We start from the raw sequence: 14540 nt of genomic DNA on the forward strand, positions 1-14540 counted from the left end.
ATGAGGTTCGCAATCCCCGCTAGCCCCGGCCGCAGCGCTGCGGCTGGAGAACCCCGTCCCGCGCCGAAGGTCCGGTCCCTCGGCGGCGCCGGCCGGTTCCTCGCCCGTGTCTGGCGCAAGAGCTCGGTCGCCGGCCTCGCGGTCTACGCCCTGGCGCTCGGCGGGGTGCTCGGCCTCGCCAGCGCCGATTGGGCGACGCGGGGCGGCTATCCGTTCGGCGGCGTGCCGGTCGGCGCCTGGACGGCCTGGCCCCGGGCGGGGGCCGGGAATGCCGATCCCTATACCCGTGCCGTCAACGCCCGCCGGGGGGAGATCCCCCTGGCTGTAGGTGAGGGCCTGCTGCTGACCGCGGCGGCCGACGACCAGGGCCAGGCGCTCGACGCGACCTGCGCCTATCGCATCGGCGGCGGGACGCCGCCGGCCAGGGCCTGGACCCTCACGGTCGCGGGTCGCGGTGCGCGCGATCCCGGGCGTCCGGCCATGCGCGAGGGCTTCACCTCCACGGAGGTCCTGCGCTCGGCCGACGGGCGGTTCTCGGTGATCCTCGCCCCCGACGTCCAGCCCGGGAACTGGTTGCCGAGCCCCCGGGACAGCGGGCCTGTGCGCCTGGCCCTGCGCCTTTACGACACGCCGGTCGCCGCCAGCGTCGGATCCCTCGACCGAGCCTCGGTGCCGGCCATCACCCGCCTGGGATGCGCCTCGTGAGTCCGCGCTTCGTCTTCGCCACGCTGATCGGCTTGGTGCTCGCCGGGATCGTGCACATCGCGGCGGTGCTGGCGATCCCGCGTCTGTCCGAGACGGACGCCGTCTCGCGCGCCCGGACCAGCGAGAACCTGGACCACCCGCAGCCGATCTACACGGTCGCCACCGGCGACGACCCCTCTCCGCCCGAGGCGTGGCTGCCGATCCCGGATCCGGCCGTGGCGGTGGGCGTCTGCGCTTACGATCTCGCCGACGGGCCGATGCGCGTCTCTGCGCGGACCGGGCCGCTGTCGTTGTCGCTCGCCGCGCATGCCCGGCGGGGGGCCTTCTACGCGGTGACCGATCAGGCCGCCGTGCGCGGCGCCCTCGATCTCGTGATCCTCACCCGGGCACAGTACGACGAGGCTCTGGCCGACGACGACGAGAATGACCCGAGCCGTGACGTGCGCATCGTCGCGCCGGACACGCGGGGCGTCGTGGTCGTGCGGGTGATCGCCGGCCTGCCGAGCCAGCGACCCGGCGCTAACGCCGCCGTCCAAGCCGTCTCGTGCACCACCGACATGCCTGCGGATGAGTCCGGCGGCAAGGATGCCGGCGGCAAGGATGCCGGCGGTAAGCCCGCTGGGCGGTAACGCCGGGTCAACTCAATATTTGACGACCAGTGGCGGCGCCTCGGCGACCGGCACGATGGCGGCTTCGAGGCCGCATCGGGCCGCGGCGTCCGCTGGCAGCAGCGGGTCGAGCAGGTTGCGGCGCGCGGCGAGCATGGCCAGCGAGCGCTCGGCCGCGACCGACTCCTTGGCCGGAGCCTGGGCGAAGAGATGCTCCAGGGCATAGCGGTAGCGCGCCAGCCGCAGGCCGGCCTCGATCCGCACCCAGGCGATCAGGCAGCGGTTCTCGGCGACATGCTGGGCTGCGAGGCGGATATCCGCGTCGTCGAGGGTTTTGGCAAAGGGCAAGCTGCGCAGCCGCGCGGCATCCGCGTCGATCACCCGCGCGGCGAGCGCCGTGAAGATCGGGATCAGGCGGGCATCGGCCGTGGCGTCGTCGGCGAGCTGGCGGTAGCGGGAGACCGGGGAGCGCGACGGCTCTGCGGTCAGCGTGTCGTAATAGGCGCCGACCTCGTCGAACCGCCAAGTCGGCGTCGCGTGCGCGCTGGCCAGTCCGAAGAGGGCATCCTGGAATGCCGTGAGGGTGCTGGCCGGCTGGACGAAGCGCCAGGCGCGGTCGCGCAGCGCCTGCTCGTCGTCGGTCAGGCCGGAATCGAGGATCAGCCGGCCGCGATCCCGCGACGAGAAGCTGCCGGTGGTGTCGATCAGTCCATTCCAAACGCCGGTGCGGGGGCGGCCGAAATCGCCGCTCTGCGTGCAGGCGGCGAGCAGCGCCAGCGCGGTGCCGGCGGCCAGGACGATGGTGGCCCTGTGCGCGCGGCTCGCGCGCCTGTCTCCAACGGGTGCGACGCTTGGCCGATGGCGGTCCGGAACAGGCATGATCAAACCGTCGGAAACGTCGCCTGGCCGGGCCGGTCGGCGGCTATCGCTGCGTTCAGGAGGCAAGGCGCTCGTAACGGACGCCCAGGAAGAACAGGATCTCGCCGCGCTGCTCGTCGGTGCGCGGCAATTGGCGGGTCCGGCGCGCGTCGGGCCCGGGGAACGGCAGCAGGACCGCGGGCGGATCCCGCCGTGCGTCGCGTGCCGCATCGTTGGCGGGCATCGGCAGGCGGGTCTGGCCAGTCACCTGCGGCTTGAATGGGGTCATAATCTCCGGCTCCTGTCGGCGGCTCGAGCGGCAGTGCCCGGGCCCTGCAGAGGGGGTCGGCAAGGGCTACAGAACCCATTCAGCATGACGTGGTTAACGGAGTCTTGCCGGATCCCGGCCCGGATCGGGGCGGCATTTTGGCTGGTCTGGCGCGCGAATTGCGATGCGGGTTTCGCCCATGGCGGGCGTTTCCTCCCTTTGACTGGGGCCCTGTCCGTTCTTGGACGGGGCCCTTTTTCTTGGCCGACGATGCGGCCCGGGCGCCACACAGCGGCGAAGCGTGGGCGCGGCGTTGCGCGCGGGGAACCCATGCAGAGCCGTGGCGCTTGCCTACCGCCCAGCGCGACCGATATGCCGGGCGCAAGCGGACGAGCTGACCGCCGCACCGATTTTCCGCGCGACCGAGATTTGAGGACACCGCTGAATGCGACTCGTTCCGGAACGATTCCTGCGCTCCAACCGCCGCTGCGGCCTGGCGACGGGTGCGCTCGTGCTGTTCGCGCTCGCCACCGGCCCGGCCTACGCCCAGCGTGAGGACCAGGGCCTGCAACTCGGCTGCGCCAACGACTATTTCCGTCTCTGCGCCGGCGTCGATCCGAACAGCCAGGACGCCGACCGGTGCATGACGCGCAACCGCAAGCGCCTGTCGCCCGAGTGCCGCTCGGCGATCGGCGACTACGACAAGCGCACCGGCAGCAAGTCGCTGTCGGACGATTGAGCATTTCACCGGTCCAGATACGCGCCGCAGGCGAAGGGCATTTTCGATGGGCCTGACTGTCGCCGTCCAGATGGACCCGATCCAGAACATCCGGATCGCCGGGGACACGACCTTCGCTCTGCTGCTCGAGGCGCAGCGGCGGGGTCATGACCTGATCTACTACACGCCCGACCGGCTCTCGATGCAGGGCCGGCGGGTCACGGCTCGGGTCGAGCGTCTGACGGTCCAGGACGTCGAGGGCGCGCATTTCACGCTGACGCCGCCGGAGCGGATCGACCTCGCCGAGGCGGACGTGGTGCTGATGCGCCAGGATCCGCCGTTCGACATGGCCTACATCACGGCCACCCACATGCTGCAGCGGATCCATCCGGAGACGCTGGTGGTCAACGATCCCTTCGAGGTGCGCAATGCGCCCGAGAAGCTGTTCGTGCTTGATTTTCCCGAGCTGATGCCCCCGACCCTGATCAGCCGCGACAAGGCCGAGATCGAGGCCTTCCGGTTGGAGCACGGCACCGTCGCGATGAAGCCGTTGCACGGGCACGGTGGCGCTGCCGTCTTCAAGGTCACCGAGACGGACCCGAACTTCGGCTCGATGTTCGACCTGTTCGCCACCACCTTCCGGGAGGCCTGGGTGATCCAGCGCTACCTCGACCGGGTGACCGAGGGCGACAAGCGCATCATCCTGGTGGACGGGGTGGCGATGGGCGCGGTCAACCGGGTGCCGGCGGCCAACGACATCCGGTCGAACATGGTGCGCGGCGGGGCCGCCTCGGCTTCGGAGCTGACCGAGCGCGAGCGCGAGATCTGCGCGACGATCGGTCCGGAGCTAGCCCGGCGCGGCCTGATCCTGGTCGGGATCGACGTGATCGACGGACATCTCACCGAGATCAACGTCACCTCCCCCACCGGCATCCGGGCCATCCAGCGGCTCGGCGGCCCGGACCTCTCGGTGGCAGTCTGGGACGCGATCGAATCCCGGGTCGCAGCGCGCAAGGATGTATGAACGGGTGCCGTAGGAAGGCTGTGACTCAGGTCTCCGCCTTCGGCGTGGCGTTGAGTTCGGCCCAGTCGAACTCCTCCTCCAGCAGGAAATAGGCATCGTCGCCGATGCGGCCCTGCCGCCGCAGCGAGAGAACCGCATTGCGCGCGGCCGCCACCGACCGGCGGCGGGCGGCATCCGAGGGGAGACTCTCGGGAGCAAGGCCCTCCTCGTGGGCCTCGGCCTCTTCGAGGGCCGAGCGGAACTCGGCGCGCAGGGAATCGATCGCCGGCTCGTCACCGGATTCGGCCAGGCTCTCGAGGGCCGCCTTGTAGGCGGCGGCGCGCGCCCAGCCCACTTCCCGGCCAACCGGATCGTCGTCCTCCAGCTTCAGGTGCGCGAGCAGCGGACGCAGGGTCAGGCCCTGAACGATCAGCGTGCCCAAAACCGTGAAGAAGGCGGTGAACACCACGAGGTCCCGGTGCGGGAACTCCATCGGCAGCGCCAGGGCGGCCGCGACCGTGACGATGCCGCGCATCCCGGCCCAGGACAGAGCGAGCCCCGGCCCGAACTTCGCGCGGGCACCGGCCTGACGCAGGCCGAGGCCCTTGAGGCCGGTCGTGGGCAGGACCCAGGCCAGACGGGTCACCACGACGGTGGCAAAGATCGCGGCGGCGAGGAACATCGCCTGCCAGGAATCTGCACCGGTCAGGCGGTCCTGGATCGGATCGATCTGAATGCCGATCAGGATGAAAGCTAGGACGTTGAGGACGAATACCGCCGTGTCCCACACCGCGTAGGAGATCACCCGGGTGCGCGGGGCCGTGATGCCGGGCGCCCGGCGGGCGACCGTGACCGCGAAGGTGACGATGGTCAGCACCCCCGACATCTCCAGACGCTCCGCGGCGAGCCAGATCCCGAACGCGGCGACGAACTGCATCACGATGGTGCTCGCCGGGTCGGTCACGCGCTTCGTCAGGGCGACGAAGGCCAGGCCCAGGCAGGGTCCGGCGGCTAAACTGGCCACCACGCCGAGCATGAAGGCCGGGGCGACCTCGGCCGGATGAAAGCCGTCCGCCATCGCAGCCGTCACCGCCAGGCGGTAGATGATCAGCGATGCGGCGTCGTTCAGAAGGCTCTCGCCGCGCAGGATCGTGGCGAGCCGGTGTGGCATCGGCGCGTGCTTCAGCACCGCCAGGGCCGCCACGGCGTCGGGCGGCGCGACCACGGCGCCAAGCACGATGCAGGCCGCGATCGGCATGTCGGGCACAATGAGATGGGCCACGAGCGCGACGGCGAGCGTCGTGACCGCCACCGCGCCCACCGCCAACCCGAACACCGCGCGCCAGTTCTCGCGCATGTCCCGCAGGGACGCGTCGAAGCCGGCATCAAGCAGGACGGGGGCGAGGAACAGGGCGAGCGCCAGTTCGGGATCGAGCCGCAGGTTCGGCACCCCGGGCACGAAGGCCAGCGCGACGCCGCCGAGCGCCAGGAACGCCGGGTAAGGCGCACCCAGCCGACGCGCCAGCGCGGCCAAAAGGACGGCGCCGAACAGGACGCCGACAACCCACTCGAAGATTACCATAGCTCTGAAAGAGGGCAGGTCCGCGCCCGTTCCAGGCCGGACGGCTCAGTACTGCACGCTGGCGCGCACCCCGAGCACCGCCGCGTTGCGCAAGCGGCGTCCATCCGGGCTGGCTATGCCGGCACCCGGATGGAAGACGTATTGGAGGTCGGGCTGCACCGTGAAGCCCGGAACCACCACGGCTTGGTAGGTCGCCTCCAGCACCGTCTCAGCCCGTCGCCGCGGCGTCGGGACGCCGGTGTAGAGGATCGTGTCCCGGTCGGCCCGGTGGGCGTCGTCGCTGATCCGGGCATGAGCGAGGCTGAGCCCGACGGTGTCGTCGTCGCGGCCGTCGAACAGGCCCTTGTAGGCGAGGCCGGCATCGACGTAGGCGTCGATCAGGCTTGAGCGGGTCGGCGAGTAGGCGGTGCGCACGAAGAAGCCGAGGCCCTCGTCGTCCTTGCCGGATTCCCGGTACAGGGTCTGGTCGTAGATGCCGTAGAAGCCGGCATTGCCGCGCAGGGGGCGGCCGATGCCGGTGGCGTTCGGGTCGGCCAGCGGCACCCCGGTGATGTCAAAGCGCAGGCTGTCGAACCGGCCGAAATGCTGCCAGCCGCCGAACGTGATGTCGCCGGGCAGGCCTTTGGCTCCCGGCTCGATATTGAACGCGTAGGTCGCCTCGGCGACGATCAGGGCCGGGTCGTTGGTCCGGAAGTTCGTGCCGGTACGGTTCAGTCGCTGCGCCTCCGGATCCGGGCCTGGCCGGTTCGCCCCCGCGGGATCGCCATCGTAGAGCCCGACCTGAAGGGAGAAACCATTGCCCGGCGCGTACTTCGCGCGGATCGCGGGCGCCGAGAGCGGATAGGCCGGACCGCCGCTCGGCAGGTCGAGCCCGGTGATCGCCGGCCAGCCGAAGGTGGAGTTCACGAACAAAGTCGCGGTCTGGCTGACGAAGAACTCGGTGTCGGCCGCCTGCTGGCCGATCCGGAGGCCGAGCTGCCCGTCCATCAGGCTCTGATCGAACCACAGCACGTACAGCCGGCTCGACGGCAGCGCCTCGATCACGCTCGTGGTGAGCAGGTCGCCGACATAGTAGCGCGACAAGCCGGTGCCGTGGATGAAGTAGGCGTTGGCGTGGATCGTCGCGCCCTCCCAGCCGGCCAGCCGGTCGAGATCGAGGTTGAGCCGCAGGTTCAGGCGATCCTCGACGATCGCCCCCTGACGAAGACCGCCGGTCGGGTTGCCCAATAGGTCGGCGATGTAGGTGACGCTGTACTCGATGCCACGCGCTTTCAGCACCGGGCGCAACCCCAGGGGATCGCCAAGCGCGCCCAACGACGGCTCGATCGACCGGACATAGCCGCCGGACGCCTGGCTGGTGCTCTCCGGCTGCGAGACCGAGATCCGCGGATCGGCGCCCGCACCCTCGTAGACGGTCCGCACCCGCTGCTGCGCCGCGGCCGGCAGGGCGGCCAAGGTGAGGCCGAGGGCCAACGGAGGCAAAATCTTGAACGACATCGGCCGCTTCTGCGCGATGGGCATCGGCGTTCCTAGCATGGGACGGGCGTGGCGAACCGTGGTCCCTTGCAGCGGCCGCAGACTTGCCTAACGCTGCGGCTGGAACACCACAGGATCTTCGATGCTCGAGACCCCCGTCTTCTCCGACAGCGCTGTCGCGGCCCCTCACCATCTCGCGGCCTCGGCCGGCCGGACCGTGCTGGCACAGGGCGGCAACGCCATCGAGGCGATGGTGGCGATGGCGGCCTCGATCGCCGTGGTCTACCCGCACATGAACAGCATCGGCGGCGATGGATTCTGGCTGGTTCGCGAGCGCGGCGGCCGGGTGCGCGGCATCGAGGCATGCGGGCCGGCCGGGCGCCTCGCGACGATCCAGCGCTACCGTGAAAAGGGCTACGATACGATCCCGTCGCGCGGCCCCGACGCCATGGTGACGGTGGCCGGCGCGGTCGGCGGCTGGGACCTCGCTCTGGCGCTGTCCAAGGCGCTCGGCGGCCGCCTGCCCCTGGACGTGTTGCTCGCCGACGCGATCACCCAGGCCCGCGACGGTGTCCCGGTCTCACCCAGCGAGGAGCGCTACAAGCCGCAACCGGGCGACACCCTGCATGAGGCCCCGAACTTCGCCGCGACCTTTCTCAACGACGGCAAGCCCTACCGGGCGGGCGAGATCCGCAAGCTCTCGGCCCTCGGGGCGACCCTCGAGCAGCTCGCACATGCCGGGCTGGACGACTTTTATCGAGGCGATGTCGCCCACGAGATCGGCGCCGACCTGGAACGCCTCGACGCGCCGGTGACCCGGGCCGACCTCAAGGCCTACCAGGCGGTCGAGCGCAGGCCCTTGGCGATGCGTCGGCGCGACGCCACGCTGTTCAACTTCCCGCCCCCGACCCAGGGGCTCGCGGCCTTGATCATCCTCGGCCTGTTCGACCGCCTGAATGTCGCCACCCCGGAGAGCACGGCGCATTATCACGGGCTGATCGAGGCGACGAAGCGCGCCTTCGCGATCCGCGACCGGGTGGTGACCGATTTCGGCCGCCTGCGGCACGACATGGAGGAGTTCCTGGTGCCGGCTTTCCTCGCCACGGAAGCCGCGCGTATCGACATGAAGCGCGCCGCAACGGTTCCCTTGCGCGATTCCCCCGGCGACACCGTCTGGATGGGGGCGATCGACCGCGACGGGCTGGCGGTCTCGTACATCCAGTCGGTCTACTGGGAATACGGTTCCGGGGTGGTTCTGCCGCGCACCGGCATCGACTGGCTCAACCGGGGCGTCTCGTTCTCCCTCGACCCGGACGCCGTGAACCCGCTGGAGCCCGGGCGGCGCCCGTTCCACACCCTGATCCCGGCGCTGGCCTGTTTCGATGACGGCCGGGTCATGGCCTACGGCGCGATGGGCGGCGACGGCCAACCGCAATTTCAGGCGCAGATCTTCTGCCGCTACGCCGATTACGGGTTTTCCGTCGCCGATGCGGTCGATGCCCCCCGGCTGCTCTACGGCCGGACCTGGGGCGCGCCCTCGCTCAGCGTGAAGGTGGAGGATCGGTTCGATCCGGCGATCCTGTCGGCTCTGGAGCGCATGGGCCACCAGATCGAGCCGGTCGGCGTACCCTACAGCGACACGCTGGGCCATGCCGGCATGCTCGTCCGCCGGGCCCGCGATGGGCGGATCGAGGCGATGCACGACCCGCGTTCCGACGGCGGGGCGTTGGGGTTCTGAATCAAAACCGATCCTGCGGCAGCGAACTGCGACCCGGGATCCAGCACGCGGTGACGCGAAGCGGCCGAGGGTTAGCGCGTCGTTTCGCGATTGGACCGCTCCGCGGCTCTGGCTCCCGGATCACCGTCCGCTGACATTCCGGGCGGCCCGGAAAAGGGGCGCGTTTCATCCGGGGACGGTGCAGGCCGCCGCAGGCACTCCGACAGGAAGCCCGTGTGATCGTGCAGGTCGTAAGCTTGCCTGGACCAGCCAGCAGGAGGCGCGCAGACTGACGATACCGCCCTCCGCGTGCGGGTGCAGGGCCGCGGTGACGGCGGCCTCGGCCCGGGCACGCAGATCTGGCTCGGCCTCGCGGAGGAGACGCGCGGTCGGCCCGAGATTGAGCGCGACATGGGCGGCGGCCTCCGCCGCCTCTGTCTCGCTGGCGCCGCGGCCGAGCACCACGTCCCGGTCGATCGCGTCACAGGTCACGGTCCCGAAACCTGCGCCGCGCAGCAGCGCGACCAGCTGCTCTTGGTCGGCGAAGCGGAACGGGCCGGGCGTATCCGGTTGCGGCGGCGGCGGGATCTCGGGCAGGAGCGGCAGCACCGCATCGCGCGGCACCGTCACCCAAAGGTTCTCCGGCAGCGCCCGCCAGCACAGGAAGGTCAGCCGTCCCTCGGGCTGGAGCATCCGGCGGATGTTGGCGAAGGCGTGGGCCGACTCCGGAAAGAACATCACGCCGAACCGTGACAAGGCCTGCTGATAGGTTCCGAGAGCGGCGTTCTCCACGTCCGCCTCGACGAACCGGATCGGCGCGGCACCGGGTGGTTCCGCCTCGGCCCGGTCCTGGGCGACCGCGAGCAGCGGCGCCGAGATGTCCGCGCCGGTCACGCTCCCTTGCGGACCGACCCGGCGGGCGGCCTCCAGCGTCGTGGTGCCCGAGCCGCAGCCGATATCGAGCACGGATTGCCCGGGCTGGAGCGTCAGGCGCGCGAACAGCGCCTCGGTGAGCGGTGCGAACACCGCGTCGAGCACCGCCTGATTGCGGGCCCAGCGGGTGCCGACCTCGCCGTTCCAGTATTCCGTCTGGGTGATGTCGCCGGCCATCGTCGTGTTCCCTCAGGCCGACGTGACGGCGACCGACAACGCGGGTTTGTGGTTCAGGGTCTGGAACACGACGCAGTAGCGCTCGGTCAGCTTGAGCAGGTCTGCGAGTTTGTCCTCCGAGGCGTCGGTATCCAGAATGAAGAACAGCCGAATGCTACGGAAGCCCACAGGCGCATCCTTATCGACGCCGAGCGTTCCGCGAAAATCGAGGTCGCCCTCCGCATGAACGGTGCCGGAGCGCAGCGGAATCGCGAGCGCCGTCGCCACTGCCTTGAGGGTCACGCCCGCGCACGCGACCAGCGCTTCGAGCAGCATGTCCCCGGAGCACAGTTCGAGGCCGGAGCCGCCGGTCGCCGGGTGGAGCCCGGCTTCCGCGATGGCGCGGCCGGTCTCGACCTTGCAGGCGATCTTGGTGTCGTCGAGGGTACCCCGCGCCTTCAGGGTGATCACCGCCGAATCCGGCGCCGTGCGGTACTGGTCCTTGATCGGAGCCTGGAGGGCTCGCAGAGCGGTGGCGTCCATGGCGTCGTCCTCAGGGTTGATCTGTGCCGGCCGGCTCCTCTTGTGCGGGAGCGTCGGCGACGAGGTATAGGGTCGGCGCTCAGGGACGGGAAGCGCGGCCGGTCAGCGCCGCTACCGCGTCGGCCAGGGCGTCGACCTGCGCATCCGTGTGGGCCGCCGAGAACGCGACCCGCAGCCGCGCGGTCCCGGCCGGTACGGTCGGGGGGCGGATGGCCACGACCAGGAAGCCGGCAGCCTCCAGGGCCGTAGAGATTTCGAGCGCCGCCTGCGCGTCGCCGACCAGGACCGGCACCACGGCGCTCTCGGCTTCGGGCAAGCCGAGGCGGGCGGTGAAGCGTTGGGCCAGCGCCAGCGGCCGGGCGCGCCGGGCCGGTTCCTCCTCCAGGATCGCCAGCGCTTCCAGGGCTGCAGCGGCCGAGGCCGGGGGTAGGCCGGTGGTGTAGACGAAGCTCCGGGCGCGGCTCGTCATCAGGTCGATCACCGGCCGCGAGGCGCAGAGATAGCCGCCGTAAGAGCCGAGCGCCTTCGACAGCGTGCCCATTTCCAGCGGTGCCCGCGGCCCGTCCTCGACCACCCCGATCCCGTGGGCGTCGTCGACCAGCGTCCAGGCGTCGAAGGCTTCCGCGACACCCAGCAGATCGCCGAGCGGCGCCCGGTCGCCATCCATGCTGAACACCCGCTCGGTCAAGACGAGGGCGCGGGCGTGGTGCGGGCGGTGCGCCGCGAGCTTGTCCGCGAGGTCGGCCGGATCGTTGTGTCGAAAGGTCAGCACTGCGGCGCCCGACAGCCGCGCCCCCGCCCACATGCAGGCATGGGAGAGTTCATCAAGCACCACGACGTCGCCGCGCCCAGCCAGCGCCGGGGTGATGCCGAGATTGGCGAGATAGCCGCTGCCGAACACCAGGGCGGCTTCGGCGCCCTTGTGGCGGGCGAGTCCCTCTTCCAGGGCGCCCAGATAGGGGTGGTCGCCGGTGACGAGGCGCGAGCCGCCCGCCCCGGCCCCATAGCGGCCGGCCGCCTCTTGCGCGGCGGCGATCACCCGCGGGTGATGCGACAGTCCGAGATAGTTGTTGCATGAGAACGAGACGAGCGCCCTGCCCCGGCGCGACGCCGCGGCTCCGGTGCCGCGCTCGGTTGGCGTGAGCCGCCGCCGCAGGCTGCCGGCTTCCAGCGCGTCGAGTTTGGTGCGGGCGAAGGCGTCGAGGCTGTCCATCAGGTGCGTGATGGGGCCGCGGGGGCGGTGGATGTCAAGGTAGCGACCGGCGCGGAGCTGCGGAAGTTGTGCGTGGGGTACTCGGAGCGCCCCGGCGTGGCGTCCCTCGTCAGCACAGAACAAATACTGCTCGCGATTCGCCTGTCTTACCGCCGCCGGCGGACATAGCGGCTTCAGTCCGTTCACACGCCGGATCGCGCGTCTGCTTGACCACTCCGGCCTTGCCGCCCATCCCTCCGCCATGACGTCCGATCGACCGTTGAAACAGACTCTCTGGCGCCCCTACACGCAGATGGGCGTGGCCGCTCCGCCCCTGGAGGCGGTGGCGACGCATGGCAGCCGCATCGTGCTGGCCGATGGCCGCGAGCTGGTGGATGGGATCGCGTCCTGGTGGACGGCCGTGCACGGCTACAACCATCCCCACATCGCCTGGTCCGTGGCCGACCAGCTGGCGCGGATGCCGCACGTGATGTTCGGCGGCCTGACCCATGCCCCGGCGGAGCGGCTGGCGTCACGGCTCTCCGCGCTGTTGCCAGGGGATCTCGACCACGTGTTCCTGAGCGATTCGGGCTCGGTCGCCGTCGAGGTCGCGTTGAAGATGTCCGCCCAAATGTGGCTCAATCGCGGGGTGAGCGGCCGGACGAAAGTGCTGGCCTTCCGGGGCGGCTATCACGGCGACACGATGGGCGCGATGTCGGTCTGCGACCCCGAGGAGGGCATGCATCGCCGCTTCGGCGCCTACCTGCCCAGCCAGGTGTTCTGTGACCTGCCGCGGAGCCTGGTCGAGACGGAGGCGCTGGATGCGGCTCTGGCCGCCCACCGCGAGACGCTGGTAGCCGTGATCGTCGAACCCCTCGTCCAGGGTGCGGGTGGGATGGTCCTGCACCCGCCGGAGGTGCTGGCGACCGTCGCCCGCCTCGCTCGCCGGCACGGCCTGCCGTTGATCGCCGACGAGATCTTCACCGGATTCGGGCGCACCGGCAGCCTGTTCGCCTGCGAGCAGGCCGGGATCGTGCCGGACATCCTGTGCCTGTCGAAGGCGCTCACCGGCGGCACCATGGCGCTGGCGGCCACGGTCGCCCGGACGGAGGTGTTCGAGGCGTTCTGGTCCGAGGATCCGGCGGCAGCGTTGATGCACGGCCCGACCTTCATGGCCAATCCGCTGGCCTGCGCGGCGGCCAATGCCAGCCTCGACCTGTTCGCGACCGAGCCGCGCCTCGAACAGGCCGGTGCCATCGCCCGCCGGCTCGCGGATGGGCTGTCCGGCCTGAAGGGACTGCCCGGCGTGGCGGATGTCCGGGTCCTGGGTGCCCTCGGGGCGGTACAGTTCACCGCGCCGCCCGACCTCGCCGCCCTCAAGGCGGGCTTCCTCGACCGGGACGTCTGGGTGCGGCCGTTCGGCGACATTGTCTATCTCACCCCGGCCTTGACCATTCCGGACGCCGATCTCGACCGACTGATCGAAGCGGTCGTCGACGTCGTATCCGAGCAGGCCGCTGCGCTCGCCTGAGCGCATCCGCGACACGATCCCGCGAGCCGTCGCCACGCCGCCCTGCAACCTGGAACCGTTTCTGCCGTTGGCTCACCGCTGACAACGCGTGCGGCGGCCCTCGCGGTCGGACGCTGCCGGAGGGAGTACACAGTGGCGAGCGAGCAGACGGTTTCGGGCGGCGATCGGCCGGTGATCCTCCTCGTCGAGGACGAGGCGCTGACGATCATGGACCTCGGGGACGTGCTGGAGGATGGCGGTTACGACACGGTGCAATGTGCCTCCGCCGAGCGGGCGCTCAGCATCCTGCAGGCGCGGCCTGACATCTGTGGCCTGGTGACGGACGTCCAGCTCTCGGGAAAGACCGACGGCTTCGACCTGGCGAGCGCGGTGGCCGAGGCCCGCCCGCAACTGCCGATTCTCATCGTGTCCGGGCGGGCCGCGCCCGATCCGGCCCGGATGCCCGCCCATGCCGACTTCATCGCCCGTCCGTGCACGGGCGAGGACATCCTTGACCGGCTGAAGCGCTTGATGCCCTGTTGAGTGCAGGGCGTTTTCGGCCCCCGTCATCGCACCGTCACCCGCGCGCGCCACAGGAAACCGGGCGGCCTTGGGACGGGAGTGGACGGTGCAGGTTCAGGATGGTCCGGCGGCCGCCGGCATAGATGCGGGCGCTCCGGTGGGCGACAAGCAGAAACGTGAGCGCGAGGCCAAGGACGCGGGTGCGTCCGAAGGTTCGTCCAAGAAGATGCGGCCACCTGGCGTGCGCAGCGTCGGCTGGGCCCTGGTGCAGGCTGCGCGCCTGCACCGCGCCCGTACTGGTGACCGGCTGGCCAAGCTCGGCCTGTTCGCCGGGCAGGAACAGGTGGTCCAGGCGCTCGCCGCCGCCGGCACCATGACGATGGGCGACCTCGCCGCCCTCCTGCGGGTCCGCCCGCCGACCGCGTCCAAGACGGTCACCCGGCTCGCGGCTCTCGGCATCGTGGAGCGCCGGGCCGAATCGGGTGACGGCCGCGTCGTGCGGGTGCAGCTCACCGAGGCCGGCCTGGCGAAGGCCGAGGCCATCGAGCGGATCCAGGAGGATGTCGAGGCCGAGCTGCTCGACCATCTCGACAAGACCGACCGGCGCCGCCTCCGCAAGCTCCTCCGCAAGGCCGCCCGCGGCCTCGCCGAGGCGGCCGGCGCCTCCGGCCAGCTCACCGATGTCGACGCGGAGATCGATGCAGAGGCCGAAGACGAGGTCGAGGCGATCCCGGTCTGACGGGCTGCCG

At 70.7% G+C, this 14540-nt stretch carries 15 protein-coding genes; 8 read left to right on the forward strand and 7 right to left on the reverse strand.

The features are described 5' to 3' along the window. Window positions 1-705, forward strand: coding sequence for a DUF1214 domain-containing protein (locus tag ACYQPG_RS22680; protein ID WP_147907299.1), 705 nt, complete (start codon window positions 1-3; stop codon window positions 703-705). After that, window positions 693-1334: a DUF1254 domain-containing protein gene (locus tag ACYQPG_RS22685; RefSeq protein WP_147907298.1), complete on the forward strand. Its 642-nt coding sequence runs from the start codon at window positions 693-695 to the stop codon at window positions 1332-1334. The genes ACYQPG_RS22680 and ACYQPG_RS22685 overlap by 13 nt, the downstream gene beginning before the upstream one ends. Window positions 1335-1346: 12 nt before the next feature. Here ACYQPG_RS22685 and ACYQPG_RS22690 read toward each other — a convergent pair whose 3' ends face one another. Both ACYQPG_RS22690 and ACYQPG_RS22695 read right to left on the reverse strand, forming a co-directional pair. Beyond that, window positions 1347-2192 carry a hypothetical protein gene (locus ACYQPG_RS22690; RefSeq protein WP_419830277.1) on the reverse strand — a complete coding sequence of 282 codons (846 nt, stop codon included), beginning with the start codon at window positions 2190-2192 and terminating at the stop codon, window positions 1347-1349. A gap of 55 nt (window positions 2193-2247) precedes the next feature. Then, entirely contained in the window at window positions 2248-2460 is a 213-nt protein-coding gene (locus ACYQPG_RS22695; protein WP_147907297.1) for a hypothetical protein, read from the reverse strand. 424 nt (window positions 2461-2884) lie between these two features. Between ACYQPG_RS22695 and ACYQPG_RS22700 the strand changes: the two genes are divergently transcribed. Next, window positions 2885-3178, forward strand: coding sequence for a hypothetical protein (locus ACYQPG_RS22700; RefSeq protein ID WP_147907296.1), 294 nt, complete (start codon window positions 2885-2887; stop codon window positions 3176-3178). Between the two features lie 46 nt (window positions 3179-3224). Next, window positions 3225-4181, forward strand: coding sequence for a glutathione synthase (gene gshB / locus ACYQPG_RS22705; protein WP_461231809.1), 957 nt, complete (start codon window positions 3225-3227; stop codon window positions 4179-4181). A 25-nt stretch (window positions 4182-4206) separates the two neighbouring features. Here the strand turns inward: gshB and ACYQPG_RS22710 are convergent, their stop codons facing one another. Next, a complete protein-coding gene (locus ACYQPG_RS22710; protein WP_147907294.1) occupies window positions 4207-5742 on the reverse strand; it encodes a cation:proton antiporter in 1536 nt (511 codons plus the stop codon). A gap of 45 nt (window positions 5743-5787) precedes the next feature. Then, window positions 5788-7239 (reverse strand): carbohydrate porin, encoded by a 1452-nt coding sequence (locus ACYQPG_RS22715; RefSeq protein ID WP_461232499.1) that lies wholly within the window; start codon window positions 7237-7239, stop codon window positions 5788-5790. Window positions 7240-7360: 121 nt separating this feature from the next. On the opposite strand from ACYQPG_RS22715, the gene ACYQPG_RS22720 reads away from it, so the two are divergent. After that, a complete protein-coding gene (locus tag ACYQPG_RS22720) occupies window positions 7361-8956 on the forward strand; it encodes a gamma-glutamyltransferase family protein (RefSeq protein ID WP_419830278.1) in 1596 nt (531 codons plus the stop codon). 165 nt (window positions 8957-9121) lie between these two features. Here the strand turns inward: ACYQPG_RS22720 and ACYQPG_RS22725 are convergent, their stop codons facing one another. The 3 genes from ACYQPG_RS22725 to ACYQPG_RS22735 form a co-directional block, all read right to left on the reverse strand. Next, a complete protein-coding gene (locus tag ACYQPG_RS22725) occupies window positions 9122-10045 on the reverse strand; it encodes a class I SAM-dependent methyltransferase (RefSeq protein ID WP_461231810.1) in 924 nt (307 codons plus the stop codon). Between the two features lie 12 nt (window positions 10046-10057). Next, window positions 10058-10567 carry an OsmC family protein gene (locus ACYQPG_RS22730; RefSeq protein ID WP_147938165.1) on the reverse strand — a complete coding sequence of 170 codons (510 nt, stop codon included), beginning with the start codon at window positions 10565-10567 and terminating at the stop codon, window positions 10058-10060. 79 nt (window positions 10568-10646) lie between these two features. After that, entirely contained in the window at window positions 10647-11780 is a 1134-nt protein-coding gene (locus tag ACYQPG_RS22735) for an aminotransferase class I/II-fold pyridoxal phosphate-dependent enzyme (protein WP_461231811.1), read from the reverse strand. A gap of 241 nt (window positions 11781-12021) precedes the next feature. On the opposite strand from ACYQPG_RS22735, the gene ACYQPG_RS22740 reads away from it, so the two are divergent. The 3 genes from ACYQPG_RS22740 (at window position 12022) to ACYQPG_RS22750 (ending at window position 14530) form a co-directional block, all read left to right on the forward strand. Next, complete coding sequence (locus ACYQPG_RS22740; protein ID WP_461231812.1) at window positions 12022-13290, forward strand: adenosylmethionine--8-amino-7-oxononanoate transaminase; 1269 nt, start codon at window positions 12022-12024, stop codon at window positions 13288-13290. Between the two features lie 132 nt (window positions 13291-13422). Continuing rightward, window positions 13423-13812: a response regulator gene (locus ACYQPG_RS22745; RefSeq protein WP_147853788.1), complete on the forward strand. Its 390-nt coding sequence runs from the start codon at window positions 13423-13425 to the stop codon at window positions 13810-13812. Window positions 13813-13897: 85 nt separating this feature from the next. After that, window positions 13898-14530 carry a MarR family winged helix-turn-helix transcriptional regulator gene (locus ACYQPG_RS22750; RefSeq protein ID WP_419830282.1) on the forward strand — a complete coding sequence of 211 codons (633 nt, stop codon included), beginning with the start codon at window positions 13898-13900 and terminating at the stop codon, window positions 14528-14530. The last annotated feature ends 10 nt before the right edge of the window (window positions 14531-14540 follow it).

This window comes from Methylobacterium sp. CM6246 (genome assembly GCF_054818005.1).

What these genes read in the sequence shown, in the direction of transcription:
- ACYQPG_RS22680 (WP_147907299.1), top strand. Translation starts at nt 1, where the DNA reads ATGAGGTTCGCAATCCCCGCTAGCCCCGGCCGCAGCGCTGCGGCTGGA.
- ACYQPG_RS22725 (WP_461231810.1), bottom strand. Translation starts at nt 10,045, where the DNA reads ATGGCCGGCGACATCACCCAGACGGAATACTGGAACGGCGAGGTCGGC.
- ACYQPG_RS22695 (WP_147907297.1), bottom strand. Translation starts at nt 2,460, where the DNA reads ATGACCCCATTCAAGCCGCAGGTGACTGGCCAGACCCGCCTGCCGATG.
- ACYQPG_RS22730 (WP_147938165.1), bottom strand. Translation starts at nt 10,567, where the DNA reads ATGGACGCCACCGCTCTGCGAGCCCTCCAGGCTCCGATCAAGGACCAG.
- ACYQPG_RS22700 (WP_147907296.1), top strand. Translation starts at nt 2,885, where the DNA reads ATGCGACTCGTTCCGGAACGATTCCTGCGCTCCAACCGCCGCTGCGGC.
- ACYQPG_RS22690 (WP_419830277.1), bottom strand. Translation starts at nt 2,192, where the DNA reads ATGCCTGTTCCGGACCGCCATCGGCCAAGCGTCGCACCCGTTGGAGAC.
- ACYQPG_RS22740 (WP_461231812.1), top strand. Translation starts at nt 12,022, where the DNA reads ATGACGTCCGATCGACCGTTGAAACAGACTCTCTGGCGCCCCTACACG.
- ACYQPG_RS22735 (WP_461231811.1), bottom strand. Translation starts at nt 11,780, where the DNA reads ATGGACAGCCTCGACGCCTTCGCCCGCACCAAACTCGACGCGCTGGAA.
- ACYQPG_RS22710 (WP_147907294.1), bottom strand. Translation starts at nt 5,742, where the DNA reads ATGGTAATCTTCGAGTGGGTTGTCGGCGTCCTGTTCGGCGCCGTCCTT.
- ACYQPG_RS22720 (WP_419830278.1), top strand. Translation starts at nt 7,361, where the DNA reads ATGCTCGAGACCCCCGTCTTCTCCGACAGCGCTGTCGCGGCCCCTCAC.
- gshB (WP_461231809.1), top strand. Translation starts at nt 3,225, where the DNA reads ATGGGCCTGACTGTCGCCGTCCAGATGGACCCGATCCAGAACATCCGG.
- ACYQPG_RS22715 (WP_461232499.1), bottom strand. Translation starts at nt 7,239, where the DNA reads ATGTCGTTCAAGATTTTGCCTCCGTTGGCCCTCGGCCTCACCTTGGCC.
- ACYQPG_RS22685 (WP_147907298.1), top strand. Translation starts at nt 693, where the DNA reads ATGCGCCTCGTGAGTCCGCGCTTCGTCTTCGCCACGCTGATCGGCTTG.